Origin of the sequence: Mesorhizobium sp. M0028 (assembly GCF_040323855.1) — a bacterium.
Lineage (GTDB): Bacteria > Pseudomonadota > Alphaproteobacteria > Rhizobiales > Rhizobiaceae > Mesorhizobium.
This window is the reverse complement of sequence record NZ_JAMYVG010000010.1, coordinates 134807-160185: the sequence shown is the minus strand read 5'-3', so window position 1 is coordinate 160185 and position 25379 is coordinate 134807. Positions and strand designations below refer to the sequence as shown.

Below are 25379 nucleotides of genomic sequence, written 5' to 3'. Positions count from 1 at the left end.
GGCGGGAGAGGTTCGCTAGTTCAGGATCTGGGCAAGAAACAGTTTGCTGCGCTGGTGACGCGGATGCGAGAAGAATTCGGAGGGCGTGTTCATCTCGACGATCTCGCCCTGGTCCATGAAGACGACGCGGTCGGCGACCTGGCGGGCAAATCCCATCTCGTGCGTGACGCACAGCATCGTCATGCCATCGTCGGCCAGCGCGACCATGGTGTCGAGCACTTCCTTGACCATTTCAGGATCGAGGGCGGAGGTCGGTTCGTCAAAGAGCATGATCTTCGGGCTCATACAGAGCGCACGGGCGATGGCGACGCGCTGCTGCTGGCCGCCGGACAACTGGCCGGGATATTTATGCGCCTGGTCCGGGATCTTCACCCGCTCCAGATAGTGCATGGCGGTCTGCTCGGCTTGCCCGCGCCGCATCCTGCGCACCCAGATCGGCGCCAGTGTCAGGTTTTCCAGAATGGTCAAATGCGGGAACAGGTTGAAGTGCTGGAACACCATGCCGATGTCACTGCGGATTACGTCGATCTGCTTCAAATCGTTGCTGAGTTCGACGCCTTCGACGACGATCTGCCCCTGCTGATGCTCCTCCAGCCGGTTGATGCAGCGGATCATCGTCGACTTGCCCGAGCCGGACGGACCGCAGATCACCAGCTTCTCGCCGCGATGGACGGTCAGGTTGATATTCTTCAGCACATGGAAGTTTCCGTACCACTTATTCATGCCGGTCATTTGGATAGCGGGCGGAGCGCTGGGATCGGTCATGGACGGAGCGCGCGTTGGGGCGGACGATAACATCAAGGCATTTCCTAGTGAGCGGTCGGGCCGCGCCGCTCCAGGAAGTCGGCGAAGCGGGCGAACGAGAAGGAGAGCGCGAAGAAGATCGCGCCGATGAACAGGAATGTCTCGGCCGCCGGCGACGGCCAGTCCGGGTCAGCCAGCGCCGCTTTACCGGAGCTGATCAGGTCGAACAGGCCGACCACCAGGACAAGGCTGGTGTTCTTGATCATGACGATGATGGTGTTGGCCAGCGCCGGGATCGCCACCCGGATCGCCTGCGGCAGGATGACGAGATATTGCGTGCGCCAGAAGGGCAGGCCGAGCGCTGCCGCAGCCTCGTACTGGCCATTCGGTATGGCCTGCAGGCCGCCGCGGATCACCTCGGCGAGATAAGCCGCGGCGAAGATGGTGAGCGCGACCAGCGCGCGCACGAATTTGTCGGGCAACAGGGCCTCGGGCAGGAACAGCGGCATCATGATCGACGCCACGAACAGGATGGACAGCAGCGGTAGTCCGCGCACCGATTCTATCAGGACCACGGCGCCGATGCGTATCGCTGGCATGGTCGAGCGCCTGGCCAGCGCCAAGAGAATGCCGACCGGGAAGGCGACGCCGATGGCAACGACGGTGAGGATGAGCGTCACCGGCAGGCCGCCCCAGGACGAGGTCGGAACCTCGGTCAGGCCGATGCCGCCGCCCATCAGCCAGAAGATCAGCACGAACGCTGCCACCCAGAGCGCCAGCAGCCGCAGGGCCCAACTGGCGGGCCGCACCGACCAGGCAAGCAGCGCCAGGATGAGCAGGCAGACGATCGCCGGGCGCCAGCGTTCGTCGAGCGGATAGATGCCGAACAGCAACTGCCCGGACTTGGCGTAGATGAAGCTCCAGCAGGCTCCGGTGGCAACCCGGCAGGCGCCTGGATTGGGGTCGAACAGCACGGCGTCGATTATTAGCCAGCGCAGCATCGGCGGTACCGTGGCGACGAGCAGAACGCCGAACAACAGCGTCAGGGCGGCATTGAGCGGCGTGCCGAACAGGAGCTTGGCTGACCGCCGCAAGGCGCCGAAGCGGATCTGTCCTGGCATTGGCTCGGCCGGAAGGGAAAGAGACACGGCCTTCATAGTTCAGCGCTCCACGATGGCGATGCGACGGTTGTACCAATTGGCCGCGCTTGACAGGCTCAGGTTGAGGGCGAGATAGACGCCGAGGATGATGAAGACGCCCTCGATCGAATGGCTGGACTTGCTGATGATGGTGTTCATCACCGCAAGGAAGTCCGGATAGCCGACCGCGATCGCCAGCGTCGAATTCTTGACGACGTTGATGTATTGGCTGTTGAGCGGCGGGACGATCACCCGCAGCATCTGCGGGATGATGATCAGGCGCAATATTTTGCCGCGCGGCAGGCCGAGCGAATGACCTGCGTCCCACTGACCGCGGCCGACCGAAAGCACGCCGCCGCGCACGATCTCGGCGACGAAGCCGGTGGTGTAGATGGTCAGCCCGATGAGGATGGTACTGAGTTCGGGCGTCAGTTCCCGGCCACCCTTGAAATTCGACCCGGTGAAGGTCGGCCAGTCGACGGAGAACTTCGCGTCGGCAAGCCATAGTCCGGCAACGCCCACCGTGAGGATCGCCGGCGCGGCCAGCGGCGGCAACCATCCTCGTCGCGCCGCCCCCCCGCCGGCGGCCGCCAGTGCCAGGGCGAGAGCAATGACGAGCAATCCCTGGGTGGCGACGTCCATGCTGACGGCCGGCACCACAAAGCCGCGCATGGAGGCGTAAACACCGGGCAGGGGATTGAGCGCTTCGCCGACCGGCGGCAGCACCTTCCACCACAGCGAGTAGAGAAAGATCAGAAGCACGATCGGCGGTGAATTGCGTGCAACCTCCACCCATACGCGGCAGGTGCCCGCCGCCAGGGGATTGCTGCTCAGCCGGGTGATGCCGACGACGAGGCCGAGCGCGGATGAAAAGACGATGACGACCGCGGAGATGAAGACCGTATTGGCGAGCCCGGTCGCGATCGCCCAGTAATAGGGGTCCCGCGACTTGTAAGTGAGGATTGCTTCGGAGATGACGATCCTTGACGGCATCGTCAGGAAATCGAAGCCGATCGGGATGCCGCGTGCCCTGAGATTGGCGAAAGTCGTGCTGACGAGCAGGGCAGCGAAGGCGGCAGCCACGGCCACCAGGGCACACTGGATGATGATCGATCTGGTCTTGGCATCGCTCAGCATTTCGACCTCGACGGTTCGCGGCGTTGGCAGGGAAAGGGAACGGCGGGCGCGTCCCCTTCATGTGCAGCTCAATCCCAAGGGAAAGGATAGTTGAGGCCGCCGTCCTTCCACAACGCGTTCAGGCCGCGCTCGACCTTCAGCGGGCTGTCCTTGCCGAGATTGCGATCCCAGATCTCGGCGTAGTTGCCCATTTGTTTGATGACGTTGTAGGCCCACTTGTCGTCCAATCCGAGCGGCTTGCCGAAACCGGGCTCCTCACCCAGCACGCCTTTGACTTCCGGACTGCCCGAGGCAAGCTTTTCATCGACGTTTTGCGAGGTGATGCCGTTGGCCTCGGCCCAGAACAGGGCATTCAATGTCCAACGCACGACGTCGAAGAGTTGATCGTCGCCGCGGGCGACCGCGACGCCATTGGGTTCGGCGGCTTTGCCGACCTTGATGATGTCGTAGTCGTCCGGGTTCTTGGCCACCGCGGCACGCTGTCCTGCTGCCGCGGTGCCGTCGGTGACGTAGGAATCGCAGCGGCCGCCAAAGAAGGCGTCGCGCGCCTGAATGGTCGAGTCGTAATAGACTTTCTCCATCGCGATCCCGAACTCTTCCTCGGTTTCCTCGATCGCTTTCTCGGTCAGGCTACCACCGCCTTGCAGGCAGACGGTCTTTCCGTCCAGCAGTTTGGGCTCGGTAATATTGTCGGCCTTGCGCACGAGCATGCCGTCCGTGTCGTAGAGATTGATCCAGACGAAGCGGACAACCGTATCGCGACTGTAGGTGATGGTGGATGTGCGCGACAGAACGTCGATCTCTCCGGTCTGCAGCGCAGGAAAACGTTGGCCTGCGTTAAGCGGCACGTAACGGATCTTCTCCTTGTCGCCGAGGATGGCGACCGCGAAAGTGCGGCAGATATCGGAATCGAAGCCGCGATAATACCCCTTCTCGTCGGGCCGGGAGAGACCAGGCACGCCCTGGCTGGCGCCGCAGCTGACATAGCCGCGTTCCTTGATCTTGTTGATAACCGCCTGCGCGCTGGCGTCCACGGCGCCCGAAGTCAGGCTGGCCAATCCTATCGCCAGACCCGTGAGCCATTTCAGAACTTGATGTTTCATAGTCATTCCCCTTCTCGTTGAGGTTCTAATCATTCGGCGGCCTTGGCGTCGGCTGCTGCGGTTCCGTTGCGCCGGGCTTCATCAAAGAGTTCGAAGGCCTGGGAAAGGTCGGCCAGAAGATCTTCGAGCGCCTCAAGGCCGATCGACAGGCGCCAGACCGGGCCGGGCTTCAGCCAATCGAGGCTGGCGCGCCCTTTGCGCGGATCGCTGACGGCAATCAGCGAATGCACGCCGCCCCAGCTTGCGCCGAGCCTGAACAGCCGCAGGCTGCGCAGGACATCGGATTGCAGTGGCGCCAGTTCCGGCCGCAGCACGAAGGAGAACACGCCCGCCGATCCGGCGAAGTCACGCTTCCAGACCGCGTGGCCGGGATGGCCAGGCTCCGCGGGATGCAAGATCTGCGCGACTTCCGGGCGTTCCGATAGCCAGGCGAGGATCTTGCGCGCGGTGGCGTCGGCATGACGCACGCGCACCGGCATGGTCATCAGGCCACGCTCGCACAGCGCGCAATCCTCCGGCGAGACCCCGTAGCCGAGGAAGCGCGCCGTGTCCTTCAGGCGTCGGAACAGCGCCTCGTCGCGCACTGAGACTGAACCCATCAGGAGATCGCCATGGCCGCCGGCGTGCTTGGAAAGCGCCTGCATGGAGATGTCGACGCCATGAGCGAGCGGCTTGAACAGCAGATGCGAGGCCCAGGTGTTGTCGGCCGCGACGAGCACGCCGGCCTTGTGGGCCGCGGCTGTGATGGCGGGCACATCCTGGACTTCGAAGGTGGCCGAGCCAGGCGATTCTACCCAAACCAGCCGCGTTCTGCCGTCGATCATGGCCGCGATGCTTGCGTCCAGCCTTGCATTGTAGGAAACCGCCTCGATCCCGAGGGGGCCAAGAAAACGCTCTGCCATGTCGCGCGCCGGGCCATAGAGCGTCTCCGGGATCAGAACCCTTTCGCCGCCACGGCAGACAGCCATGGTCGCCAGCGTCATGGCCGCCATGCCCGACGGGACGACGAGGGCCCGCAATCCGCCTTCCAGCACGGCGATATGATCCTCGAGCTGCCGGCTGGTCGGTGTGCCGTAAAGTCCGTAGCTGAACCCGTCGTACAGACGCTCGACGCGACGCTCGAACGATTCCAGATCGTCAAAGACCACGGTCGAGGCTCGCTCGACCGGCATCGCCACCGCCTGAAACGGTTCCTCGGAGCGCTTGGGAGGATGGACATGTGAAGTGTCGTCGCGTCGGTTCATGGGCGAAACTTAGCGGGCTCATCCATTGCCATCTATGACCGCAGCGATAAAGTTAATTCGCTTTTGATATGGGCTGACTATGAACCTGCGCGACATCGATGTCTTCAACGCGATCATGATCACGCGCGGCGCCGGCGCGGCGGCCGCGCTGCTGGATACCTCGCAGCCGGCCATCAGCCGTTCGCTAGCCAAGCTAGAGGCCGAACTCGGCTTCAGGCTTTTCGACCGCATTCGTGGCAGGCTGGTGCCGACACGCGAAGGGGAGTTGTTCCATGCCGAGGTGAAAGCCAACCTGGTCGGGCTCGACCGGCTCAAGCTGCGGGCGGCCCAGATCAAGGAGGTCGGCACCGGTACCATCCGCGTCGCCTCCCTGTCGGCACTCGGGCATGGGCTGGTGCCGCGCGCCATCGTAGCGTTCTCGCACCGGCATCCGCAGGTGCGAATCAGCTATCAGGTCCGCACCTCCAATATCGTGCGCGACCTGGTCGCCTCTGGCAGTTTCGATATCGGGCTCGCGGCCGACGAGGTCGATACCAGCGGCGTGCTGCACAGCATCTTCACCACGCCGCGCGCCGTCTGTGTAATGCCGAAGAACCACCGGCTGGCGCGGAAGCAGATAATCACGCCGGCCGATCTCGCCGACGAGGCCTTCCTGGCATTGTCGCCGGAAGATACGGCTCGGCTCGCGATGGACAAGATCCTGGCCGCGCATGGGGTACGGCCGCGCATCCTGATCGAAACGCCCTACGGCCTGACCATCGCTATCCTTGCAGCGAAGGGCATGGGAATCGGCTTGGTCAATCCCTCCGTCATTGCGGACGGCATGATCGGCGGTATTTTGGCCAGGCCATTCGAGCCGGCCGTCAATTTCCGCGCGCTACTCCTGCGCCCGCCGGACGGCATCAATTCGACCTTGATCACCGACTTCATTGGCGAACTCTATGCCGCCCGCAATATGCTATCGAGCGAGGCATAGGCAATGTGGCTCGCCGCCTAAACATAGACGCGACCGGTCTTGCCTCAGTAAGGCGCGGACGTCCATGGCCTCACGCAGCCTCGCACGGCGCAAATTCGTGTTCGCCCTTTAGCCGGCTTCCTCGTTTGCAAGAAACCGGACGATCTCGGCGAACGCGGAGCTATCCTGCCAGAGAAATAGATGGCCACCTTCGAACATGCGCAAGGTCGCCCTCGGGAGTCTTCCCACCATGCATTCCTGAGATGACGGTAGAGCGATCCCGTCGTACCACCCGCCACATATTAGAACTGGGCACCCGATTTGGTCCAGGCGCTCCCAGGGGCGTTGTCACGGTAACCGCGTGTCAGGGATCGCTGCGATAGATGCTGGGGACGAACACTTCGCAGATCAGCTACAAACGGCATCGGTTCCCACCCGAGATCATCGCCCACGCGGTGTGGCTGGATTATCGATTTCCGCTGAGCCTGCGTCGTGTCGAAGAAATGCTGCTGGAGCGCGGCATTGTCGTTTCCTACGAGACGATCCGTCGGTGGGGAAAGAAGTTCGGGCTGGACTACGCCCGGCGCCTGCGCCGCAAGCAGCCCAGTCGAAATGATATCTGGCACCTCGACGAAGTCGCCATCATGATCGCCGGCAAGAAGCATTGGTTATGGCGGGCCGTCAACCAGGACGGCTATGTGCTCGACGAGATCGGCTAGACCCGGCGCAACACTAAGGCCGCCAAGCGCGTGCTGACACGGCTGTTGAAGAAGCAGGGCCAGGTGCCGAAGCGCATGATCACCGACAAGCTCGGCTCCTATGGAGCAGCGCGGCGTCTAGTCATGACGGACATCGAGCACCGGTCGCACAAGGGCTTGAACAACAGAGCGGAGAATTCGCATGTGCCACTGCGAAAACGAGAGCGGATGATACAAGATTTTCGATCACCGGGGAGCCTCCAGCGTTTCGTCTCGACGTTCTCTGCAGTCCGCAATCTCTTCGTCCCGCCCCGTTCAAAACGCTCCGCCTTTCAAATCCATCTTCACCGCTTGAATGCCATGGCGCAATGGAAAGCTGCTGCCGGCGTGATCGCCTGAAATCATTCCCAAAAGTCACAACGACAGCCCATCTCCGTTTATGTGACATCACCTCTTGGGGTTGATGATGCTCCCGCGGGTCGAATAGAGGTCGCCAAAGAGGTAGCGGCGCCGTCTTTCCCGGCACAAACCAGCTCCTGCGCTCGTCGTTCCACCTCGCTCGCGGAAACGCCCCCGAAATCGCTCGACGGTCATTCGGTCATAAGGAAAGTTCGCCAAGGCACCGGGCGTGTCTTGTTTCTGAGGCGTAGAATGATGCTTGGATTCCTCCACGGTCGTGCCGTCAGCTGTTGGATCCGCAGAGCAACGTCCCGCCGGCCTAATGGTTCACACGCGAGCCAGAACTCTGGGCGCGCTGGGATTGGGCAGGCTAGTACTCCGTAATCATTCGGCGCGGCGGAGCGCAATTAGGAGTCTCACGAGTGCACCGTGGACTTGCGAAGCCCGTGAGCAAATCGCCGATGGCGGTAACGAATCCGGAAACTCGTCCCGGCTGCGTTGTTCAGCGCTGGCGCCTGATTCCTGGCCGAGGAACGCTTGCCGCGCCAACCCTGCAACCTAGATCACCTCGTGCTGCGCGACTTTATAGGCAGCACAGATTGCGCGAGCGATGGCCGAAAGATTTAAGGCAGAGATCTTGAAAACTTCCGCAGCTGAAATGGTACACGCTTACATTGCTAGACGGCACGCCTCCGTTCCGGCAAAGCTGCGAATCGCGGGGCCAATGGCAATCCGCAGGTCGGCGGGTTCGGGCAACGCTCATTGAAAAATGGGCCGCCGACTTTCCTTTTGGCTGTAAGCTCGCTTCATGGCGCTTGGACACGCTAGACTAACTCTAGCAATCAACTGTAGCGGCCACCTGAACGAGTAAGTAGCGCCATTACCGGACCCTCACCGCCGCTCTCAACAGCGGACCTTCGCTCTACGGCCGGAGTCGACCCGAAGACGACCTTGGCCCGCCGGGTCATGAATGGCAGCCCTACTCCCGCAACTGCCCTTTCCGACCCCCGCGCTGGATCCCCATATCTGCCACGCGGGCCCTTGCAGTTGTTGTCCGGCTGTTTGCGCATGTCACATGTCAATAGCCACAGCCGCGTGACCGCGATCCTGGTTCATTGAGGTCGAACCGTCCGGAAGAAACGCCCTCTCCGAATCGTTCTTCCGCGTCCTTAACGAAATAATTGACAGTCCAACCAAAACGGCGCTCCGTGGTTCGACGGGGATGGATCTTGGCACTCTTGGCGATGCCGGACTTCGCCGTCACGATAGGGAGGATGCAATGCCGACAGTCATTGGCCACCATAACATCACAAAAGGAGCGAAGCACTGGCTCGACTCGCCGAAGCGCAAAGAGCTTTTTGGTCCGCTCGGCGTGACCAACATACGAACATTTGTAGATCCACAAAATCCGACCCGGGTGGCCGTTCTTATGGACGTTCCGGACATGGACGCCATGATGAAAGCTATGCAGAGCAAGGAAGCCGCGGATGCGATGGCCTTCGATGGAGTGGTGCCAGAGTCCTTGGTGATCCTGGTCGAATCGTAAAGGTGATTGCTCCGCTGGCCAAGGTTAGAAGGGTTTGCTCAGCGATTGCCGTGCGGTTCCGGTCATTCTGGAAAGCGCCCATTATTGGCGTAGAGCCCGCTGGGCACTGGCTTCAAGAGCCGGTCCTGCGCGTGAGCGCCGCCGTTGGTCTCGGTCGTGCCAAGATCAGCCGCTACAGCTTGCGCAACCTAATGCCGGCTCAGGTCCGCAAAGCAACTATTCCGCGCGTTCACGCTGGACTTCCGCTTGCCACCCCGAGGCTGCCATTGCGCGCATACGCAACGCTGCGAATTTGGCACTTCAACCGAACAGGAAAATGCCTTTCTCTGCGCGGGATTAAGATTACTTCATGGCGACTTCGAGCCGACCGGACCTGAGTGATATTCATAGAGGTGACTGGGTGGATCGCCGGCTGCCGCGTGCATGGCGGCCCTACACGCGGCTCGCGCGGCTGGATCGGCCAGTGGGCATATGGCTGACGTTGTTCCCTGTTGGGCCGCATTGATCCAAGCGGCACATGGTATCCCCGCCGTTCAGCAATTGGCGCTATTCACCCTTGGCGCGTTTCTGATGAGAAGCGCCGGGTCCACGATCAATGACATTGCCGATCGCAGGTTCGACGGCCACGTTGAGCGGACCCGCTTTCGCCCTCTGGCAAGCGGCCAGATCGGCATGGTCCCAGCAATCGCCTTTCTGGCAATTCCGCTTGCGCTTGCGGCGTCGCTCCTGCTCTTCCTGACGCCCTACACGCGCCTGATCGCCACTTGCGTATTGCCGAAGGGCTGGCGGTTTCTAGTTATCGCGTCCGGGAGCCCAGGATCCCGAGTCACGTTATGTGAGGAAAAACATTCCTCATTTAGGGTGAAATAGGCGAGAAATTGCTTCACTAGGCCAAAAAAGGCAACATTGATCTAAATTCTATCAATTCGGTAGATTTGACGCGAGTTCAACGGAGGCGGAAATGACCAAACCTCATTTCATGAAACTGCTCGGCGCACTGGTCGCCACATCTGTCCAGTTCGGCACGCTCGGTTTCGCGTTTGCCGATACCACCATTCTCAACGTGTCCTATGACCCGACGCGTGAGCTCTACAAGCAATTCGATGAGGCTTTCACCGCCCACTGGAAGTCCGAGACCGGCGAGACCGTCGCCGTCCAGCAGTCGCATGGGGGATCGGGCGCTCAGGCTCGCGCGGTAATCGACGGCCTCGACGCCGACGTGGTGACGCTGGGGCTGCAAGGCGACATCGACGCGATCGTCTCGAAAACGAAGAAGATCAATCCCGACTGGCGGACGAAGTTCGAGAACAATTCGGCGCCTTATACCTCGACCATTGTCCTCCTCGTCCGCAAAGGCAACCCCAAGGGCATTCACGATTTTGGCGATCTCACAAAGGACAGCGTCCAGGTGATCACGTCCAATCCCAAGACCTCCGGTGGTGGCCGGTGGGCCTACCTCGCGGCCTGGGCCTGGGCCAACACCAACGATGGCGGCGATGAAGCCAAGACCAAGGAATTCGTCGGCAACCTCTATTCCCATGTTCCGGTGCTTGACACCGGCGCGCGTGGCTCGACCGTGACCTTCGCGCAAAAGGGCCTGGGCGACGTGCTGATCGCCTGGGAAAACGAGGCCTATCTGGCGCTGGACGAGTTCGGCGCCGATCAGTTCGAAATCGTCATCCCGCCGACCTCGATCCTGGCCGAGCCGCCGGTCGCCGTTGTCGACGCCAATGTCGATGCCAAGGGCACACGGAAAGTTGCCGAAGCCTATCTGGGCTATCTCTATTCCAAGGAAGGCCAGACGATCATCGCCAAGAACCACTACCGTCCGGCGAAGCCCGACCTGGTGCCTGCGGAGGATCTCGCCAAACTGCCGGAAATCAAGCGGATCAGCATCGACGATCCAATTTTCGGCGGATGGATGAAGGCGCAGCCTTACCATTTCGGCGACGGTGGTATATTTGACCAGATCTATAAGCCGGCCCAATAGCATTTAGATCAGGACGACATGACCACAGCACGCCCGCCAAGGCGGGGTGGCGGTTCAGACAGCCGAGCGTCATTCCGGGTTTCGGATTGACGCTCGGCTTCTCGCTTGCCTTCCTCACCCTCCTCATTCCGCTGTCCGGGCTGATCTGGCGCTCGGCGGCGCTCGGCTGGACCGACTTCTGGGCGATCGTCACCGATCGCCGCACCATCAACGCGCTTGAAATCAGCTTCGGCACCGCCTTCATTGCCGCCGCTGTCAACGTCGTCTTCGGCACGATCGTCGCGTGGGTGCTGGTGCGCTACAGCTTTCCAGGCCGCCGCATCGCCGATGCCATGGTCGACCTGCCCTTCGCGCTGCCGACAGCGGTGGCCGGCATCGCACTGACCACGCTTTACGCACCGAACGGCTGGATCGGAAGCCTGCTGATGCCGCTCGGCATCAAGGTCGCGTATACGCCGCTTGGCATCGTCATCGCGTTGATCTTTATCGGCCTGCCTTTCGTCGTTCGTACCGTGCAGCCGATCATGGAGGAGATCGACAAGGAGGTGGAGGAAGTGGCCGCAACGCTCGGCGCCAATCGCTTCCAGATCATCAGCCGCGTTCTGCTTCCCGGACTGGCGCCGGCCATCGTCACCGGTTTCGCGCTGGCCTTCGCGCGCGGCGTCGGCGAGTACGGTTCCGTCATCTTCATCGCCGGCAACCTGCCGTTCAAATCCGAGATCGCGCCGCTTCTGATCGTCATCGCGCCATCTCGGTCGTGTCGGGCCACATACGCGGGCTAACCAACACCATGCCGCTGCATGTTGAAATCCTTTATAACGAGTACAATGCCGCCGCCGCCTTTGCCGTCGCTTCGCTGCTTGCCGGCCTGGCGCTCGTCACGCTGGTCTTGAAAACACTTCTCGAGATGCGCTACGGCGCCGAGATCGCCGCGACGCGCGGACACTGACAAATGCATGTCGCCCAAAAGTGTGTAGCGGTTTTTGGACAACGACATGCATAAAACAAAGATTTGATGTCGCCCAAAAGTGGGAACCGGTTTTGGGATAACGGCATGCATCAACTACAAAAGGGATTTGCATGGAAGTTCGCGTTGCCAACGTGCGCAAGGAGTTTGAGCGGTTTCCGGCCCTCCGCGACGTTTCGCTCGACATCAAGTCGGGAGAACTGATCGCCCTGCTGGGACCTTCCGGTTCCGGCAAGACGACGCTGCTCAGGCTGATTGCCGGCTTGGAGCGGCCGACCCGCGGAAAGATCTTCTTCGGCGAAGAGGATGCCTCTCAAAAGTCGATTCAGGAGCGCAATGTCGGCTTCGTCTTCCAGCACTACGCGCTGTTTCGCCATATGACGGTCGCCGACAATATCGGCTTCGGACTCAAGGTCCGGCACGGGCCGTCACGCCCGTCGGCGAAGGAAATCCGCCGCCGCGCCTTGGAACTTCTCAACCTCGTCCAGCTTTCCGGTCTGGAAAAACGCTATCCGGCGCAGCTTTCGGGGGGCCAGCGCCAGCGCGTGGCGCTGGCCCGCGCCATGGCGATCGAACCGGCCGTGCTTTTGCTCGACGAGCCGTTCGGCGCGCTCGATGCCCAGGTGCGCCGCGAACTGCGCCGCTGGCTGCGCGACATCCACGACGCCACCGGCCATACCACGGTCTTTGTCACCCATGACCAGGAAGAGGCGCTGGAGCTTGCCGACCGCGTCGTGGTGATAAGCCAGGGCCGCATCGAGCAGGTCGGCACCGCCGACGAGATCTACGATACCCCGAACTCGCCCTTCGTTTATGGCTTTATCGGCGAATCGAGCTCGATCCCGGTCAAGGTCGAGGACGGCCAGGTCTGGATCGCCGACCGCCCGATCGGGCTCTCCGCGCCGCACGCACCGCAAGGCGAAGCGACATTGTTCTTTCGCCCGCACGATGTCGAACTGGTGGACGAATGCAACGGCTGCATCGCCGGCACGGTCGCCGCCAGCCGCCGCGTCGCCGGCACCAGGCGGGTCGAGCTCGAAATCGGCGGCGAACGCCAGCGGGTCGAGATCGAATTGCCCGTCGACCATCCGGCGGCGCAGAAAACTCGAGTGGCTTTTAGGCCGCGGCGCTGGAAGCTTTTTCCGGCTGGTTGATTACGAGGCGATTACCAACTTGTGCACAACAAGACGTTTCGGCCCGCTCTTTCAACGCGCCTTAGCGAGAGCGCAAGGGTCATCGGATTTTTCGGGGAAGCCGCAAAGCCGTAGTGCTCGTAGAAGGCTTTCGCTTCGTCCGATATGGCATGAACAAGAAGGCCGCGAATCCCGAGGTCGTCGCGGCGTAACGCGTGCGCAGAACGGTGTCTTGCAACAGCGCGGCGCCTAACCCGTGCCTTGCCAGCTTGTGTCCACGCTGCTCGAATGTCGCGCGGTATACGTCGAGCAGCCTGATGGAGCAGGTCTGCACGGCCTTGCCGTTCAAGATGGCTTTGGTGGACCGCGATCACGTTCCCGGCGGAAACTCGCTGTCGGTTGTCTCCCATCCTTTGATGGGCATCCACGTCATCGACCGGAGCAAGCGCTGCGTCAGCGGATAGTGGTGTCGATCCACGCGTCTTCGCCACAGCGGCGCCAGGAGCCACCATTCCCGGCGCTTCTCCAATACTGACCTTCGCGCGCTACGGCTTGACGCGATTCGGAGCTGACCTTCAAAGATATAGCGAATTAAAGAAAACAGCGGTATTTTGACCGATTGAAATCTCCTTGGGGTGCTCATGGCTCTAGATGTCATTGGTGCAGGCATGGGTCGCACTGGCACATATTCGCTGAAGCTCGCGTTGGAGCATCTTGGGTTCGGGCCGTGTCATCACATGGCAGATGTCCACGCCAATCCCGAGCAGAAGGCGCTGTGGCGCGCCGCCGGCCAGGGACAACTCCCGACCTGGGATGCGGCATATGCCGGCTATCTTTCCGCGGTCGATTGGCCAACGGCGCATTTTTGGCGCCAAGTGAGTGACCACTACCCTCATGCAAAGGTTATCCTGACAGTTCGTGACCCGGAAGCCTGGTATGACAGCATGGCGCAAACAATAGGGCTCACGATGGATGCTGCTACCAATGATCCACAGTCCTTTGGTGTGGCGGTGGTTGGAAACGCTGTCTTTGGCGGTCGATTTGATAACCGTGATCACGCAATCGCTGTCTATGAAGCACATAACGCTTCCGTGAAATCAACGCTGCCGCCTGAACGCCTTCTCACGTATCAAGTCTCCGAAGGATGGGAGCCGCTTTGTGCCTTTCTCGATGTACAGTTGCCTTCCGAACCGTTTCCACGCACCAATTCGACTGCCGAATTTCGTGCTCGCATAGGGCGCTGAACGGCGGTTTTCCACCCCCGGCCGGACCTTCCCGAGCCTCATCAGGCAATCTGATCTATGAACGCGCCAACCGACCACATGCGCCAGTAGCAGTCATCCGATCGGACGAATCGAATGACCGCTTTGGCTAGTTCGGTTCGAAGCCTTAGGCTTCAAAGAGATGCGCTTAAACATCTTGGATTCGAACGCGCAGCAGTTTTGCCGAATTCAGGAACACCAGGACATCTGGCCCCAAGTGCAAAATCGCTGCCTGGATAGGACCGATCCAGCCCATCAGCGCTGCGGTAATGCCCAAAACATGCACAACACCAACGCCGACGAAGATATTCTCCTGAATTGTCCGGTAAGCGCGTCGCGCAATCGCGCGGGCGCTGACAATTCTTGCCAGGTCATCCTTCATCAATGCGATGTCGGCGGCTTCCAGCGCTGCCTGCGTGCCGCCGCCCCCCATCGCAATGCCGACATCGGCGCGTGCCAGCGCCGGCGCGTCGTTGATCCCGTCGCCGACCATCGCCACGCGATGGCCCTGCTTTTGCAATTCGGCGATGGCGGCGACCTTGTCCTGCGGCATCAGATTGGCACGCACTTCATCCACGCCGAGCTCGTTGGCGATGGTCCGCGCTGTGGCCTCATTGTCACCCGTCACCATCACCATGCGCTTGACCCCGGTTGCACGGAGCTTTGCCAGCGCTTCGCGCGCACCTGGTCGCAATGTGTCGGCAATAAAAATCACGCCAGCGAATTTCCCATCGACCGCGACGTGAACCGGCGTCTGTCCGCCCTTTTCGATCGCATCGGAAAGCGGCACGCCGGCCTCGCGCAACAACAATGCATTCCCGACCAGCACGGTGCGTCCGGAGACCGTCGCCTTCACACCGCGCGCCTGCAACTGCTCGTACTGCTCCGGTTCCGGGACATCGATTTTCATCCGGGCGGCATAGTTGACGACCGCTTTCGCCAAGGGGTGAGCGGAGCGCCGATCGGCGGCGGCGGCAAGGCTGATCAGATCAGCTTCCGAAAGCGTGCCGTCCTGCATCTCCACGCCGACAACCTCGGGCTTGTTCGCCGTCAGGGTGCCTGTCTTGTCGAACACCAGGACGTCGACCTTGGCCAAAGACTCCAGATAGACGCCCCCCTTGACCAGAATTCCACTGCGTGCGGCTCGCGCAATGGCTGCGATAATCACCAGAGGAGTCGCCAATCCGAGTTCGGCAGGTGATGTGAAAATCAGCAGAGTGACGATCATCCGAACGTCGCGGGTATAAACCGCAACGAGGAAGATCAGCACGACCGGGATCAGCCATGACGCGACCTTATCCGCCAGTTTCTGGACGGGTGCCTTTTCCGCTTCGGCATTCTCGACCAGACTGATGATGCGGGCAAAGGTGGTGTCGGCACCAACCTTCTCGGTCTCGATGTCGAGGGCGCCGGATTCGACGATGGTTCCGGCAAAGACATCGGCGCCATCGCTCTTGTCCTTGGGAATGCTCTCTCCTGTGATCGATGCTTCGTTGACCGAAGCCGCTCCACCGACGACGGTGCCGTCGACCGGGATCTTCTCGCCGGCCCGCACCAAGACAACGTCGCCCGCGCGCAAATTCTCGATCGGGACCATGCGTTCGCCACCTGCGTCCCGCACAAGCGCCACCTGCGGCACTGAGCCGATCAGGTCTTTGATCGAGGCTCGCGCTCGTTCCATATTCAGATCGGCGATGAACTCCGCGATCAAAATGATCACCATGAGGACCGCGCCGGCGACGGTCTCGCCTCCGCTCAGCGCCACCACCGTGGCAATGGTGACGAATATTTCGGTACCGATCTTGCGCTCTTTTACGAGATCAACGGCGCCGGTTTTGACAAGCGGATACAAGCCGATGGCAACCGCCACCCACAAGGCTTGTATTGGAATGAGCTGCTGCCAATACAGCAACGCCATCAAGCCGGTAAAAATGATGCGCGCGACTTCGGTCCAGCGTTCGCGCGTCATCAACACTCGCCAACCCGATGGAACCGTCTTAGGCGCCGGCTCAACGCTTTCGGTGGCTGCTGTCTCGGATTTCATGATTGGCTCGCTATCTCGGATTGCGGTCTTGAGTTGAAGCATGAGCGCATCAGGCCCCCGCGGCGGATAGTCCTGTCCAGCCATGGTATCCGACATAGAGGCCAACGGCGATGAGAAATAGCGCGCCCAGCGCGCGCGACGGTCGGCGGCCCCTACCGTGACGAGAGTAATCCCGAAGCTTGGCGATCCTGTCCCACATGCATGCCTCACGTCCACACCCGGAGGGATTGCTCCAGCCTGTCGGCGATCTGTATGACGACATAGGCGATCACCATGTAGATCACGACGGCAATCACAAAGGCTTCGAGGTAGTAGAAGTTCAGCGCGGCGATCAGTTGGGACTGCGCGAAGATATCGACGACCTCGATGGCGAATCCGAGTGAAAGCGCCTTCATGATGACCATCATCGAGGTGGTCAGCTCGGGAATTGCCGTGAGGGCCACCTGGGGAAATAGGACCCGTCGGAACAGTTGGCTGCTTGTGTAACCCAGCGAGTAGGGGGTCGGAACAAGAACCGTTCCCAGCGACACGCTAACGTCGAACGGAGCATGAACGTCATGCGGCGTGGCGTAACCGAGCCGGAAGTCTGAGCGAACGGAATCCTTCAGGCATCTGATGTTCTGCATCCCAGGTGTAGATGCCGGTCAGGTTGATGTGCTCCCAACTCAGCCGCGATACGTGCTTGAGCAGATGATCCGGAATCTCGCGATGCGTTTTGCGTAAGTAGGTAAGGGCCCGTTCGATATAGACCGCATTCCTACGATCGCACTGACGACGAGGTTGAGGCCGGAGGCGCGGAACGCCTGGCTTTCGAAGGACCGGTCACGGATTTCACCACGCTCGTGGAAGAAAACGGCGCGCTTCAGCTTATGCGCAGCCTCACCCTTGTTGAGGCCGGCCTGGCAACGCCGCCGAACTTGAGTACCATTCGATCATGAACAGCGATCGCTCGACCCGGCCGAGTCCCGTAGCGCTCGTGCGAGTTGGCTTTCCTTCGGAGATGCGGATAGTTTCTTCAGGATCGTGGCCGGCACTACGGATCGCGTGGTGATCGACGCCGCCAGATGGAGGAGATCATCCCAGTGCTCGAGGATCAGGGTGGTGTTGATCGGCGCCCCGATGTGGTTCGACAGCGCCGGGTATGCATCGCCTTTCTCGAACGTGTGGAACTTCCGGTCCTTGAGGTTGCGCAGTCGCGGCGCGAAGCGTTTGCCTATGAGGGCGAACAGACCGAAGATGTGATCACTCGCGCCACCCCTATCGGTAAAGTGTTCCTGGATGTCGAGGACCGTGTCCTGATCGAATAGCCCATCGAGCACATAAGCAGCCTCACTTTCGGTCGGACTGATGGGCAGAATGCTAAAGTAGCGTGAGCGTGACGAGCACCCCATCTTGCCTGAGGGCTATGCACTGGGGAGATTTGCCGCCTGATTTGCGGCAGCGAGGAGCGCAGGCGCATGGAGTGGGAGGACCCTGATGCCAGTCATCAAGACAGTCATCAAGGCAGGCATGAAGAGGGTCACTATCGCCGGGTCGAGGTGATCACAGGCCGGCGGAAACGGCGCAGCTGGACGCCGGCGGAGAAGGCGCGGATTGTTGCGGAAAGCGCGGAGCCGGGCGCCAACATCTCGGCTGTCGCGCGGCGTTGGGGGATCAATCGAGGTCTTCTTTCGGTCTGGCGACGGCACGTGGGGCTGGTGCAGGCGAAAGCGGCTGCGGAGACGACGCCAGCCCTGCAGTTTGTGCCAATTACGATCGCGGGCGAGGAGCGACAGCTCGAGCATAGTGACGCACGGAATAAGGAGGCGCCCAGGTCGACCGGTCGGATCGAGCTCGAGATCGGTGAAAGCCGCCTCGTCCTGACGGGTTCGGTCGATCCGGCCCTGGCGGCCGCCATCGTGGGTGCCTTGCGTGTGCCGCAGTGATTGCGCTAGCCGGCGACGTGAAGGTGGTGGTGGCGACGCAGCCGGTCGACTTCCGCCGCGGCATCAATGGCCTTGTTGCCCTGGTCGCCTCGGCTCTTGCAGCCGATCCCTATTGCGGTGACGTCTTTGTCTTCCGCCCCAAGCGCGGCGACAGATTGCGCCTTCTTTTTTGGGACGGAAGCGGCATGGTTCTGGCCTCGAAATGGCTCGAATCGGGGCGCTTCACCTGGCCGCCGATCCGCGACGGCCAGGTCCGGCTGACGCGCGAGGAGTTCGCCCTTCTGGTGGCTGGCCTCGACTGGACGAGGGTGGCGAAGAAACACGTCAAAAGACCGGTCAGAGCGGCGTGAAGTGACTGGATTTGCTTGAAGATTCGGGGTCGCCTGGTAGGGTTGATCATGTCGCCCCGCCCTGATTCGTTGCCATCGGATCCTGCCGAATTGCAGAGAATGGTTCTGGCTCTTAAAGCCGAGAACGCGGAGCTGCGCGTCTATGCCGATCTGCTTCGGCAGATGATCTTCGGGGTAAAATCGGAGAAGCTGGCCGTGCTCGATCCGGTGCAGATCGCGCTCGATCTCGGTGACCTCTGCGAGGTGCCGGCCGCGGCCAACGACGATGCCGTCGAAGACAAGGATCGGCCGCGACGCAAGCACCGGTCGGCGTCGCGCAACATGGGTGCCCTGCCGAAGCATCTGCCGCGCTGCGAGGAAGTGATCGAGCCGCAGAGCGCGGTCTGCTCGTGTTGCGAACTTCCCCTCCATCGCATCGGCGAGGATGTCAGTGAGGCCCTCGATATCGTTCCGGCACTGCTACGCGTGATCCGCACGATCCGGCCCAAATACGCCTGCCGGGCCTGTGAGGCCCATGTCGTCCAGGCGCCGGCGCGAGCGCGAGTAATGGACGGGGGCATGGCGACGACGGCGCTGATGGCGCATGTGGTCGTCTCCAAGTTCGCCTGGCATCTTCCTCTCTATCGCCAGTCGCAGATCTTCTCGGGTTACGGCATCAATCTCGACCGTGGCACGCTCGGCGGCTGGGTCGGACGGGCCGCCTGGTGGCTGAGGCCGCTTTACGATCGCCTGCTTGCCTTCATCCGCTCGCAGCCGCGGGTGTTTTGTGACGAAACGCCTCTGCCGCGACTTGATCCGGGACGCAAGCGGACGAAAGTCTGCCAGTTGTGGGCGCAGGCCGTCGATGATCGTCCCTGGCAGGGACCGGCACCGCCGGCAGTCGGCTATGTGTTTGCAGAAAGCCGGGGAACCGGAGAGATCGAGGCACAGCTTTCAACATTCGACGGCATTCTGCAGGTCGATGGCTATGCGGCCTACAAGAGCCTGGCGAAGCGGCGGCGCAAGAGCAATATCGCACCCTTGCAGCTTGCCTTTTGTCTGGCCCATGCTCGGCGCAAGTTCGTCGAGGTGGTCAAGACGACGGGCTCGAGCGAGGCGCTGGCGGTGGTCGCCGCTATTGCCGAGATCTACCGGATCGAGGAATGCATCCGCGGCATGAGCGCCGAGCAGCGCCTGTCGGTGCGCAAGGCCGAGAGCGCTCCGCTCATGGCGGCACTGAAGGAGCAGTTGGAGATGCTGATCGATGAGGTCTCGGCCAAGTCGTCGCTCGGCAAGGCCATTGCCTACACGCTGGCGCATTGGCATGGGCTGATCGCCTTCCTCGAGGACGGCCGGATCGAAGTCGACAGCAACGTTGTCGAGCGTTCGCTCAAACCAGTTTGCCTGACGAGGAAGAATAGCCTCTTTGCCGGATCCGCTCGCGGTGGCGAGACATGGGCGGTGCTGGCATCACTGGTCAACTCGGCACGGCTCAATGGTCTCGATCCCGAAACCTGGCTCGCCGACGTGCTCGAGCAGATCGTCTCGGGTTTCATTCCGGTCAATCGGCTCGACGAGCTCTTGCCGTGGAATTGGAAGGCGGACCGGGAAGCACGGGGCCAACTGGAGCGTGTGGCGGCATGATCGCTCGTCGGTCAAGGGGGCCCGTCGCCGCTCGGCCCGCTGCGGCGTCCTCGATTGCGCCTTCGCGCCCGATGCTGGACGATGCGGCCTTCGAGACGTTCCTGCACAAGCAGCGGCCGCATCCGCCGGTCTTCGGCATGGATGGGCTCGACGGCTATCTGACTGCGCTCATCATCGGTCCGCGCTTTATCGACCCGCGCCAATGGATTCCTTTGTTTGCAGGCGAGCAAGCGTTGATGGCGCTCGAAGGTACAACCGAGGCGCTCGCCGTTCAGACGCTGGTTGCCAACTATAACCGGATCTCGGTCGGGCTCGGCGAAACGCCGGAGACCTGGCGTCCGCGCCTTGCGCGACAGCAGGACGGCACATTCGACGCCTTCGAATGGTCGACCGCCTTCCTGCTTGCCACCGGCTACGCCACAAGGCTCTGGCGCCCCGTTCTCCACGGCCATGCCAAGACCGGCGACATCATCGCCCCGATCCGGGATACAACGGGGCTGAACTCCCGTCTCGACGACGCGGGCGTCGCAGCCGTTGCAAAGGCGGTCGTCGCCATCCGCTCGTACTTCATGCCCAAGCGGGTCAAAGCGGCCCGCATCTGAATCCTGCCTCTGTCAAGCAAGGACAGTCGTGCGGTGCTCGTGACGCTTACAAAGTAGCCGTACTGATCGGAAAGGTGGCTGTAGAACTTTGAGCCGGGTTCGCTGCCGTAATGCAGATTGATGTCGCCGCGCTTTGCGGCTCGGTCGCTCGCGCGGAAGAATTGGCCGTCAGATGATGACGTCGTGCCATTGCCCCAAAGGCGAGAATGCGGATGGCGGGTGTGGGCGTCCGTCACGCAGGCCTGCGCCGCGCGGTAGGTCTCCGACCGTGCATGGAAGGTTCTCATCCAACTGATCTGGTGAGCGCTGATGCCTTTGGACGCGCTGGCCATCCGTTTCGGACCAAGGTTGGTCGCATCCGCCAGTACGCCGGCCAGCATGGCCGAGACATCTCTTGGGACGTCGCCGGTGCGAACATGCGTGAAGGTATCCGCAAAGCCGGTCCATTCATGCACTTCCCTCAACAGGTCGGGAACCTCGATACCATTGGATGCGGCGTCCATCCCTGGATGGCAATCCCGGCACAACACCCAGCGGGGATTGCGAACCTCCACTGTGCCGAACACCGTTTGAATTCGACGCGTCGTATAGTCCTTGACCGGCCGAAAATTGTGGCAATCCGGACAGACCCGTCGAAACAGGGTGTAGGTTTTCGCCTCCTAGGTCGCGACCACTGTTTGCAGGGCGGCCATGATCTTCTTGCCATCTTTGATCGACAGGTCAAGGTCTCCGCCACGCGGACGCTCATCGCTTTTGTCGATCCGGACCTCGTTTCGACATCGCCGAATTCGTTCCTGCTCTCGATCGTGATCGTCCATTCCACCGCCATCGCCGCCGCCTTAAACAAAGTAACGGTGATGGCCCAGTCGGCGCTAACAAATCGTGGCCGCGCTCACCCCAGAGAAGTTACCGGTCCCAATGCCTCGATGCCCTCGAGCGCTTCATCCACCGAGTTACTGCGCAAGAACGTTGCTGATCTCGACCAGGTTCGAGCGCACGCGCAACATGTAGAAGCCAATTGTCGTTAGGTGATTCGGCAACAGCCAGCCATCCTCGCGGCCATTGGCGATGATGAAGGGCTGGATGCGCAGCGCCGAGACGAACTGCGAGTCCATCGTGTCCCACAGGCTCTGCAGGTGCTTTTCGTTGATCACGTCCTCGAAATCGGCCTCGGCGCCTTTCATCAGCCCGTAATAGGCATAGAGCTGGCCATAGGCGAACCAGAAGCGATCGTCGGCGCGGAAATCGAACCAGCCATTGTTGTAGTGCTCAGCGCGCTCCTTGAGGATCGCCGAGGTCGAACCGATGTCGGACGAGATGCGGTCGATATACTGCTTGAGATTGTCAGCGCGGGCATCGAACACCGTCTGGCAGGTTTCCAGCCGGGCGTTGAAGGCGCGCAGCTTGCGCACCGCGTCGCGATAGTAGCTCGGCGTCGGCGTCTTCGGCCCGAACGGGTTCAGGCCGAAATACCAGGTTTCCTCATCGAACTGCAGATTGCCGCGCGCGTCCTGCAGGTCGGCGTCGATCTGCGAGGTGGTGCGCACGCGGCCGAGATTGTCGGCAAGCTCGGTCGCCGTGCGCCGCACCGCCTGGTTGATGCCGCGCTGGAACGACGCCTTGTTGTCCATGAACGGCGTGTGGTCCCAGTCGATGCCGAACAGGCCGAGCTTGTAGAGGATCATCGACGACACCCAGGCATTCTGGTTGACGTTGAAGTCGGTCAGGTCGGCCGCCAACTGGGCGATCGCCGAATTGCCACAGGTCCTGGCGGCGTCGGTGCTGGCACCGGCGGCGACCTGCTCGCCGGCCGACAGGTTGCGCTTCTCGAATATATAGGTGTCGGGATAGTTCGGGTTGAAATTGTTCCACCACTGGGTGGCGTAGAAGAAATTGGCGTAGAGGCCGATCAGCATCAGCAGCGCCAGGCCGACCACTGCCTTCAGGATCCAGCCGCGCTGCGTATACCAACGCCCGGCCCACACGAACGGCCACAGGATGACGCCGATGGCTAAGCCGATGCCGCGGCCGATCCACTGGAAAATCCGGGTGAAGAAATTCACGATCGGATCAAGCATGGCGATGTCACCCCCTCAGTCAGTCAAGCCGTAGAGGCGCATGCCAAACGCCACCTTGTCTTTCAAATATGTGATTTTCAGAACGTCGCGCTGGGTAAGCCATTCTCAGTTTGGAGCCGCATGGTAATCGACACACGATACCTCGCTTGGCCATCTTGCACGCGACCGGCAATTCCGGCGCGCTTTATGAGTTCGCTTGAGTGCACTGTTTGCTTCCATCTGATGTCGATAGATGTTCGCCAAATGCAAGCGGAATTGGTCTCATGACAGCCAGCTTTTCCGGCATAAATCTGTCCTGCCATCCGACGCAGGTTCGCGAGTGTCCGGCCACCAACCACGATCATTTCGTGCCATCGGTGAGAAGCGCCTTGAGTTCTTCGAGCCTGTCGTTGATGAGCCAGCCGTAATAGTTCTCGACGGGCAGGGTGCGGCCGGTCTTGTCGGTCACGGCTTGCCTCAACTCACGTGCACGTCTGCGCGGCTGGCCAACATTGTAGAGCGTGGCGGTGATTCCGGGATTACCGGATATATCGAACCCCTGTTCCCGATAGGCATCGATCGAATCCCGGATGATCGCGGCGATGTAAACAAGACTGCGATCAGGATCCATGACGTCGCGATAGATCGCCTGCGGGCGATCGGGCGACAATCGGGGAAGCTTGCTGACCCGGCTGACCATGTCTGTGACCTGCAGGGCTGCAAGCGGGCTTATCTGTCCCAGGCCGAAGGTCTGCCCCGCATAGAAGGGTTGGAAGAAGGCCCGCTGGAACGTGATGGGTTCGTAGTCGACGCCATCGACCTTGCGACCCCGGAATGTCTCTTCCCAGACCTGGTCACGGCAGCTCCAAATCAGCGCGCTGCTTTCGAGAGAAGCGCAGGATGCGAATTCGGGCCGCTGGACGAATGACTGGACCGGAGTGCCCCTGTAGCTGAAGGAGAACTTCAGATCGGCATAGGCGAGCGCCTTGACGTAATAGGTCTGAACCGAGTCGACCACGCTGATATTGTAGGTGTGCTCTCCGACGAGAGCCGCGACGATGTGGATCGGATCGATGCCATAGGCGAGCGCCGCCTTCCTGATCTTGCCGACGAGCTTGCGGTCGTCCCGTATCAAGGCGGTTATGGCCCGATACTTCTCCTCGTACGTCGTGTTGAATGCCTTGGAACGAAGCGCGGACGCTCTTGGGATCACCGGTTGCTCGGCAAGACGATTGCCCGTCGGGACGACTGTGACAGTCTGCGCCACGGCTGGGGCCGTTCCGACACAAGGTGCAACGATCGTCACCGTCATCAAAAAGGGCTGCAGCTTGGCTGTTGGCATGAGGCTCCGTTGGCAGCCTCCGGCTCCGTGAAGGGATGCAGGGTGTGCCGTCATATGGTCATGGCAGTGTGCTTTCGAGCCTATAACAGAGAGGCGGAGGTTTTGCGAGCCGGCAAGGTGTTCGGATGCAAGGACGCTGGAAAAAATGTTCGGCATCGCGTTACCTAAGCGCGCCGACGAGAAGATTGTCTTCGCTTAAGATGGAAACCCACCGTCTCGTGTTGTATTCCGCTTGGCGCTTCAGGTAGTGATAGTTCGTCTCGTACCAGGGACGAACCCTATTGGTCAGATTATCGAGAATGAAATCGCCCTTGTCGGTTCGAACCGCCAATACAGCGTGCCCTTCGCCATCGGACTTGCGCACTGCCGTCAAGAGCAGACTGGAGACGCGAAGGCCTTTCGCATCAGCGTTCGCCGATTTTCCAGTGCATAATCCTCGCAATCACCCAGATTATCGTCAGGATAGGACCAATATTCTGGAACTCCATTGTGTTCCATGTCGCTCACTGGCTTGACGCGGTGGTTTACGGATACGTTGACGCCTACGAGCGATCGCAAAAGTCATCGGTCATGCTCGGCGAATGCAGGGCAGCTCACATTCATGCGAACAAACGGACGGACAACGCAGCGATCGGTCATTACGAATACTGTCGGAACTATCGCGATGATTGCTCGATCGTCACGCGCGACCCGAAGCCCGTCGAACTGACCCGCTCCTTGTGTGAGACGCTGATCGAAATCAACAACAGGGCCAACACGACGATCATGGCCATGACGGACATAGATACCCGGTGTCGATGAGAAATGGGAGTATCCCTATAAGGGATTTGGCGACTGCGACGACATCGTGCTGGAAAAACGTCGCGAACTGATGAGACAGGGCGTGCCCCCGCAAAACCTTTTGGATAACGGTGGTCAGGCAGTCGAGCGGCGAGGGGCACGCGATGCTGAGCGTCAACACGACCGCCGGTGACTTCATTCTCGACAATCTGGAGCCGAAGGTCCTGCTGTGGTCGGACACCGGATATACCTACCTGAAGCGCCAGTCGCGATCCAACTCCGGCCATTGGGAAGCGATCGAATCCCAACAGAACATTCTCGTCAGCGGCACGAAATAAT

General features: G+C 61.0%; 24 protein-coding genes and 7 pseudogenes. 17 read left to right on the top strand and 14 right to left on the bottom strand.

What is annotated here, in order from left to right:
* Positions 1 to 15: 15 nt before the first annotated feature.
* From NKJ93_RS19960 to NKJ93_RS19940, 5 genes are all read right to left on the bottom strand, one after another.
* Entirely contained in the window at positions 16 to 765 is a 750-nt protein-coding gene (locus NKJ93_RS19960; protein WP_352466289.1) for an amino acid ABC transporter ATP-binding protein, read from the bottom strand.
* Between the two features lie 44 nt (positions 766 to 809).
* A complete protein-coding gene (locus tag NKJ93_RS19955; protein WP_352515815.1) occupies positions 810 to 1901 on the bottom strand; it encodes an amino acid ABC transporter permease in 1092 nt (363 codons plus the stop codon).
* 3 nt (positions 1902 to 1904) lie between these two features.
* Complete coding sequence (locus tag NKJ93_RS19950; RefSeq protein WP_352590754.1) at positions 1905 to 3020, bottom strand: amino acid ABC transporter permease; 1116 nt, start codon at positions 3018 to 3020, stop codon at positions 1905 to 1907.
* A 68-nt stretch (positions 3021 to 3088) separates the two neighbouring features.
* A complete protein-coding gene (locus NKJ93_RS19945) occupies positions 3089 to 4123 on the bottom strand; it encodes a transporter substrate-binding domain-containing protein (RefSeq protein WP_352466291.1) in 1035 nt (344 codons plus the stop codon).
* Positions 4124 to 4152: 29 nt separating this feature from the next.
* The gene (locus NKJ93_RS19940) at positions 4153 to 5367 is read right to left on the bottom strand and encodes a trans-sulfuration enzyme family protein (RefSeq protein ID WP_352453292.1); all 1215 of its coding nucleotides are present in this window, start codon (positions 5365 to 5367) and stop codon (positions 4153 to 4155) included.
* Positions 5368 to 5446: 79 nt separating this feature from the next.
* On the opposite strand from NKJ93_RS19940, the gene NKJ93_RS19935 reads away from it, so the two are divergent.
* The 10 genes and pseudogenes from NKJ93_RS19935 (at position 5447) to NKJ93_RS19885 (ending at position 14299) form a co-directional block, all read left to right on the top strand.
* Entirely contained in the window at positions 5447 to 6343 is an 897-nt protein-coding gene (locus NKJ93_RS19935) for a LysR family transcriptional regulator (RefSeq protein WP_352453291.1), read from the top strand.
* Between the two features lie 362 nt (positions 6344 to 6705).
* Positions 6706 to 7419 (top strand): annotated as a pseudogene (locus NKJ93_RS19930) (IS6 family transposase).
* A gap of 1279 nt (positions 7420 to 8698) precedes the next feature.
* Positions 8699 to 8965 carry a hypothetical protein gene (locus NKJ93_RS19925; RefSeq protein ID WP_023680946.1) on the top strand — a complete coding sequence of 89 codons (267 nt, stop codon included), beginning with the start codon at positions 8699 to 8701 and terminating at the stop codon, positions 8963 to 8965.
* 349 nt (positions 8966 to 9314) lie between these two features.
* Positions 9315 to 9742 (top strand): annotated as a pseudogene (locus tag NKJ93_RS19920) (UbiA family prenyltransferase); the annotation flags it as partial.
* A gap of 184 nt (positions 9743 to 9926) precedes the next feature.
* On the top strand, positions 9927 to 10955 hold the full coding sequence (locus tag NKJ93_RS19915; RefSeq protein WP_352453290.1) for a sulfate ABC transporter substrate-binding protein: 1029 nt from the start codon (positions 9927 to 9929) through the stop codon (positions 10953 to 10955).
* Positions 10952 to 11698 (top strand): annotated as a pseudogene (gene cysT / locus NKJ93_RS19910) (sulfate ABC transporter permease subunit CysT); the annotation flags it as partial. The gene NKJ93_RS19915 and the pseudogene cysT, both read left to right, overlap by 4 nt.
* Positions 11699 to 11745: 47 nt before the next feature.
* Positions 11746 to 11904 (top strand): hypothetical protein, encoded by a 159-nt coding sequence (locus NKJ93_RS19905; protein ID WP_352466292.1) that lies wholly within the window; start codon positions 11746 to 11748, stop codon positions 11902 to 11904.
* 131 nt (positions 11905 to 12035) lie between these two features.
* Positions 12036 to 13076 carry a sulfate/molybdate ABC transporter ATP-binding protein gene (locus NKJ93_RS19900; protein ID WP_352466293.1) on the top strand — a complete coding sequence of 347 codons (1041 nt, stop codon included), beginning with the start codon at positions 12036 to 12038 and terminating at the stop codon, positions 13074 to 13076.
* A gap of 296 nt (positions 13077 to 13372) precedes the next feature.
* The gene (locus tag NKJ93_RS19890) at positions 13373 to 13519 is read left to right on the top strand and encodes a hypothetical protein (protein WP_352453916.1); all 147 of its coding nucleotides are present in this window, start codon (positions 13373 to 13375) and stop codon (positions 13517 to 13519) included.
* Between the two features lie 177 nt (positions 13520 to 13696).
* A complete protein-coding gene (locus tag NKJ93_RS19885; RefSeq protein ID WP_352466294.1) occupies positions 13697 to 14299 on the top strand; it encodes a sulfotransferase family protein in 603 nt (200 codons plus the stop codon).
* 166 nt (positions 14300 to 14465) lie between these two features.
* Here the strand turns inward: NKJ93_RS19885 and NKJ93_RS19880 are convergent, their stop codons facing one another.
* The 4 genes and pseudogenes from NKJ93_RS19880 to NKJ93_RS19865 form a co-directional block, all read right to left on the bottom strand.
* Complete coding sequence (locus tag NKJ93_RS19880) at positions 14466 to 16361, bottom strand: heavy metal translocating P-type ATPase (protein WP_352590751.1); 1896 nt, start codon at positions 16359 to 16361, stop codon at positions 14466 to 14468.
* A gap of 206 nt (positions 16362 to 16567) precedes the next feature.
* Positions 16568 to 16858, bottom strand: a pseudogene (locus NKJ93_RS19875) (ABC transporter permease subunit); the annotation flags it as partial.
* Between the two features lie 58 nt (positions 16859 to 16916).
* Positions 16917 to 17063, bottom strand: coding sequence for a hypothetical protein (locus tag NKJ93_RS19870; RefSeq protein WP_280952151.1), 147 nt, complete (start codon positions 17061 to 17063; stop codon positions 16917 to 16919).
* Positions 17027 to 17680: pseudogene (locus NKJ93_RS19865) on the bottom strand (Tn3 family transposase). Before NKJ93_RS19865 ends, NKJ93_RS19870 begins: the two are co-directional and overlap by 37 nt.
* Before the next feature lie 138 nt (positions 17681 to 17818).
* Between NKJ93_RS19865 and tnpA the strand changes: the two are divergent.
* The 4 genes from tnpA to NKJ93_RS19845 all read left to right on the top strand — a co-directional run bounded on the left by tnpA (position 17819) and on the right by NKJ93_RS19845 (position 20861).
* Entirely contained in the window at positions 17819 to 18286 is a 468-nt protein-coding gene (gene tnpA, locus NKJ93_RS19860) for an IS66-like element accessory protein TnpA (protein ID WP_352466296.1), read from the top strand.
* Entirely contained in the window at positions 18283 to 18636 is a 354-nt protein-coding gene (tnpB, locus tag NKJ93_RS19855) for an IS66 family insertion sequence element accessory protein TnpB (protein WP_352466297.1), read from the top strand. Before tnpA ends, tnpB begins: the two co-directional genes overlap by 4 nt.
* A gap of 48 nt (positions 18637 to 18684) precedes the next feature.
* Positions 18685 to 20259 (top strand): IS66 family transposase, encoded by a 1575-nt coding sequence (gene tnpC / locus NKJ93_RS19850; protein WP_352466298.1) that lies wholly within the window; start codon positions 18685 to 18687, stop codon positions 20257 to 20259.
* 71 nt (positions 20260 to 20330) lie between these two features.
* Entirely contained in the window at positions 20331 to 20861 is a 531-nt protein-coding gene (locus NKJ93_RS19845; protein WP_352466299.1) for a UPF0149 family protein, read from the top strand.
* A gap of 11 nt (positions 20862 to 20872) precedes the next feature.
* On the opposite strand, the pseudogene NKJ93_RS19840 reads toward NKJ93_RS19845, so the two are convergent.
* The 5 genes and pseudogenes from NKJ93_RS19840 to NKJ93_RS19820 form a co-directional block, all read right to left on the bottom strand.
* A pseudogene (locus tag NKJ93_RS19840) lies at positions 20873 to 21343 on the bottom strand (Tn3 family transposase); the annotation flags it as partial.
* Positions 21344 to 21520: 177 nt separating this feature from the next.
* Entirely contained in the window at positions 21521 to 21679 is a 159-nt protein-coding gene (locus NKJ93_RS19835) for a hypothetical protein (protein WP_352451994.1), read from the bottom strand.
* 135 nt (positions 21680 to 21814) lie between these two features.
* Complete coding sequence (locus NKJ93_RS19830; RefSeq protein ID WP_352451995.1) at positions 21815 to 22939, bottom strand: DUF2333 family protein; 1125 nt, start codon at positions 22937 to 22939, stop codon at positions 21815 to 21817.
* 340 nt (positions 22940 to 23279) lie between these two features.
* Complete coding sequence (locus NKJ93_RS19825; protein ID WP_502896191.1) at positions 23280 to 24230, bottom strand: DUF1402 family protein; 951 nt, start codon at positions 24228 to 24230, stop codon at positions 23280 to 23282.
* A gap of 190 nt (positions 24231 to 24420) precedes the next feature.
* A pseudogene (locus NKJ93_RS19820) lies at positions 24421 to 24758 on the bottom strand (transglutaminase-like cysteine peptidase).
* On the opposite strand from NKJ93_RS19820, the gene NKJ93_RS19815 reads away from it, so the two are divergent.
* From NKJ93_RS19815 to NKJ93_RS19805, 3 genes are read left to right on the top strand one after another with little or no spacing between them, the layout of a single operon-like run.
* Complete coding sequence (locus tag NKJ93_RS19815; protein ID WP_352451997.1) at positions 24750 to 25061, top strand: transglutaminase-like cysteine peptidase; 312 nt, start codon at positions 24750 to 24752, stop codon at positions 25059 to 25061. The pseudogene NKJ93_RS19820 and the gene NKJ93_RS19815 sit on opposite strands and share 9 nt — an antisense overlap.
* Entirely contained in the window at positions 25045 to 25233 is a 189-nt protein-coding gene (locus NKJ93_RS19810; RefSeq protein ID WP_352452070.1) for a transglutaminase-like cysteine peptidase, read from the top strand. Before NKJ93_RS19815 ends, NKJ93_RS19810 begins: the two co-directional genes overlap by 17 nt.
* A complete protein-coding gene (locus NKJ93_RS19805) occupies positions 25205 to 25378 on the top strand; it encodes a transglutaminase-like cysteine peptidase (RefSeq protein ID WP_352451998.1) in 174 nt (57 codons plus the stop codon). The genes NKJ93_RS19810 and NKJ93_RS19805 overlap by 29 nt, the downstream gene beginning before the upstream one ends.
* The last annotated feature ends 1 nt before the right edge of the window (position 25379 follow it).

Excerpts from the sequence above, each read along its gene's own strand:
- NKJ93_RS19960 (WP_352466289.1), bottom strand. The coding sequence starts at position 765 with ATGACCGATCCCAGCGCTCCGCCCGCTATCCAAATGACCGGCATGAAT.
- NKJ93_RS19955 (WP_352515815.1), bottom strand. The coding sequence starts at position 1,901 with ATGAAGGCCGTGTCTCTTTCCCTTCCGGCCGAGCCAATGCCAGGACAG.
- NKJ93_RS19950 (WP_352590754.1), bottom strand. The coding sequence starts at position 3,020 with ATGCTGAGCGATGCCAAGACCAGATCGATCATCATCCAGTGTGCCCTG.
- NKJ93_RS19945 (WP_352466291.1), bottom strand. The coding sequence starts at position 4,123 with ATGAAACATCAAGTTCTGAAATGGCTCACGGGTCTGGCGATAGGATTG.
- NKJ93_RS19940 (WP_352453292.1), bottom strand. The coding sequence starts at position 5,367 with ATGAACCGACGCGACGACACTTCACATGTCCATCCTCCCAAGCGCTCC.
- NKJ93_RS19935 (WP_352453291.1), top strand. The coding sequence starts at position 5,447 with ATGAACCTGCGCGACATCGATGTCTTCAACGCGATCATGATCACGCGC.
- NKJ93_RS19925 (WP_023680946.1), top strand. The coding sequence starts at position 8,699 with ATGCCGACAGTCATTGGCCACCATAACATCACAAAAGGAGCGAAGCAC.
- NKJ93_RS19915 (WP_352453290.1), top strand. The coding sequence starts at position 9,927 with ATGACCAAACCTCATTTCATGAAACTGCTCGGCGCACTGGTCGCCACA.
- NKJ93_RS19905 (WP_352466292.1), top strand. The coding sequence starts at position 11,746 with ATGCCGCTGCATGTTGAAATCCTTTATAACGAGTACAATGCCGCCGCC.
- NKJ93_RS19900 (WP_352466293.1), top strand. The coding sequence starts at position 12,036 with ATGGAAGTTCGCGTTGCCAACGTGCGCAAGGAGTTTGAGCGGTTTCCG.
- NKJ93_RS19890 (WP_352453916.1), top strand. The coding sequence starts at position 13,373 with ATGGAGCAGGTCTGCACGGCCTTGCCGTTCAAGATGGCTTTGGTGGAC.
- NKJ93_RS19885 (WP_352466294.1), top strand. The coding sequence starts at position 13,697 with ATGGCTCTAGATGTCATTGGTGCAGGCATGGGTCGCACTGGCACATAT.
- NKJ93_RS19880 (WP_352590751.1), bottom strand. The coding sequence starts at position 16,361 with ATGAAATCCGAGACAGCAGCCACCGAAAGCGTTGAGCCGGCGCCTAAG.
- tnpA (WP_352466296.1), top strand. The coding sequence starts at position 17,819 with ATGGAGTGGGAGGACCCTGATGCCAGTCATCAAGACAGTCATCAAGGC.
- tnpC (WP_352466298.1), top strand. The coding sequence starts at position 18,685 with ATGTCGCCCCGCCCTGATTCGTTGCCATCGGATCCTGCCGAATTGCAG.
- NKJ93_RS19845 (WP_352466299.1), top strand. The coding sequence starts at position 20,331 with ATGCTGGACGATGCGGCCTTCGAGACGTTCCTGCACAAGCAGCGGCCG.
- NKJ93_RS19835 (WP_352451994.1), bottom strand. The coding sequence starts at position 21,679 with ATGGACGATCACGATCGAGAGCAGGAACGAATTCGGCGATGTCGAAAC.
- NKJ93_RS19830 (WP_352451995.1), bottom strand. The coding sequence starts at position 22,939 with ATGCTTGATCCGATCGTGAATTTCTTCACCCGGATTTTCCAGTGGATC.
- NKJ93_RS19825 (WP_502896191.1), bottom strand. The coding sequence starts at position 24,230 with ATGACGGTGACGATCGTTGCACCTTGTGTCGGAACGGCCCCAGCCGTG.
- NKJ93_RS19805 (WP_352451998.1), top strand. The coding sequence starts at position 25,205 with ATGCTGAGCGTCAACACGACCGCCGGTGACTTCATTCTCGACAATCTG.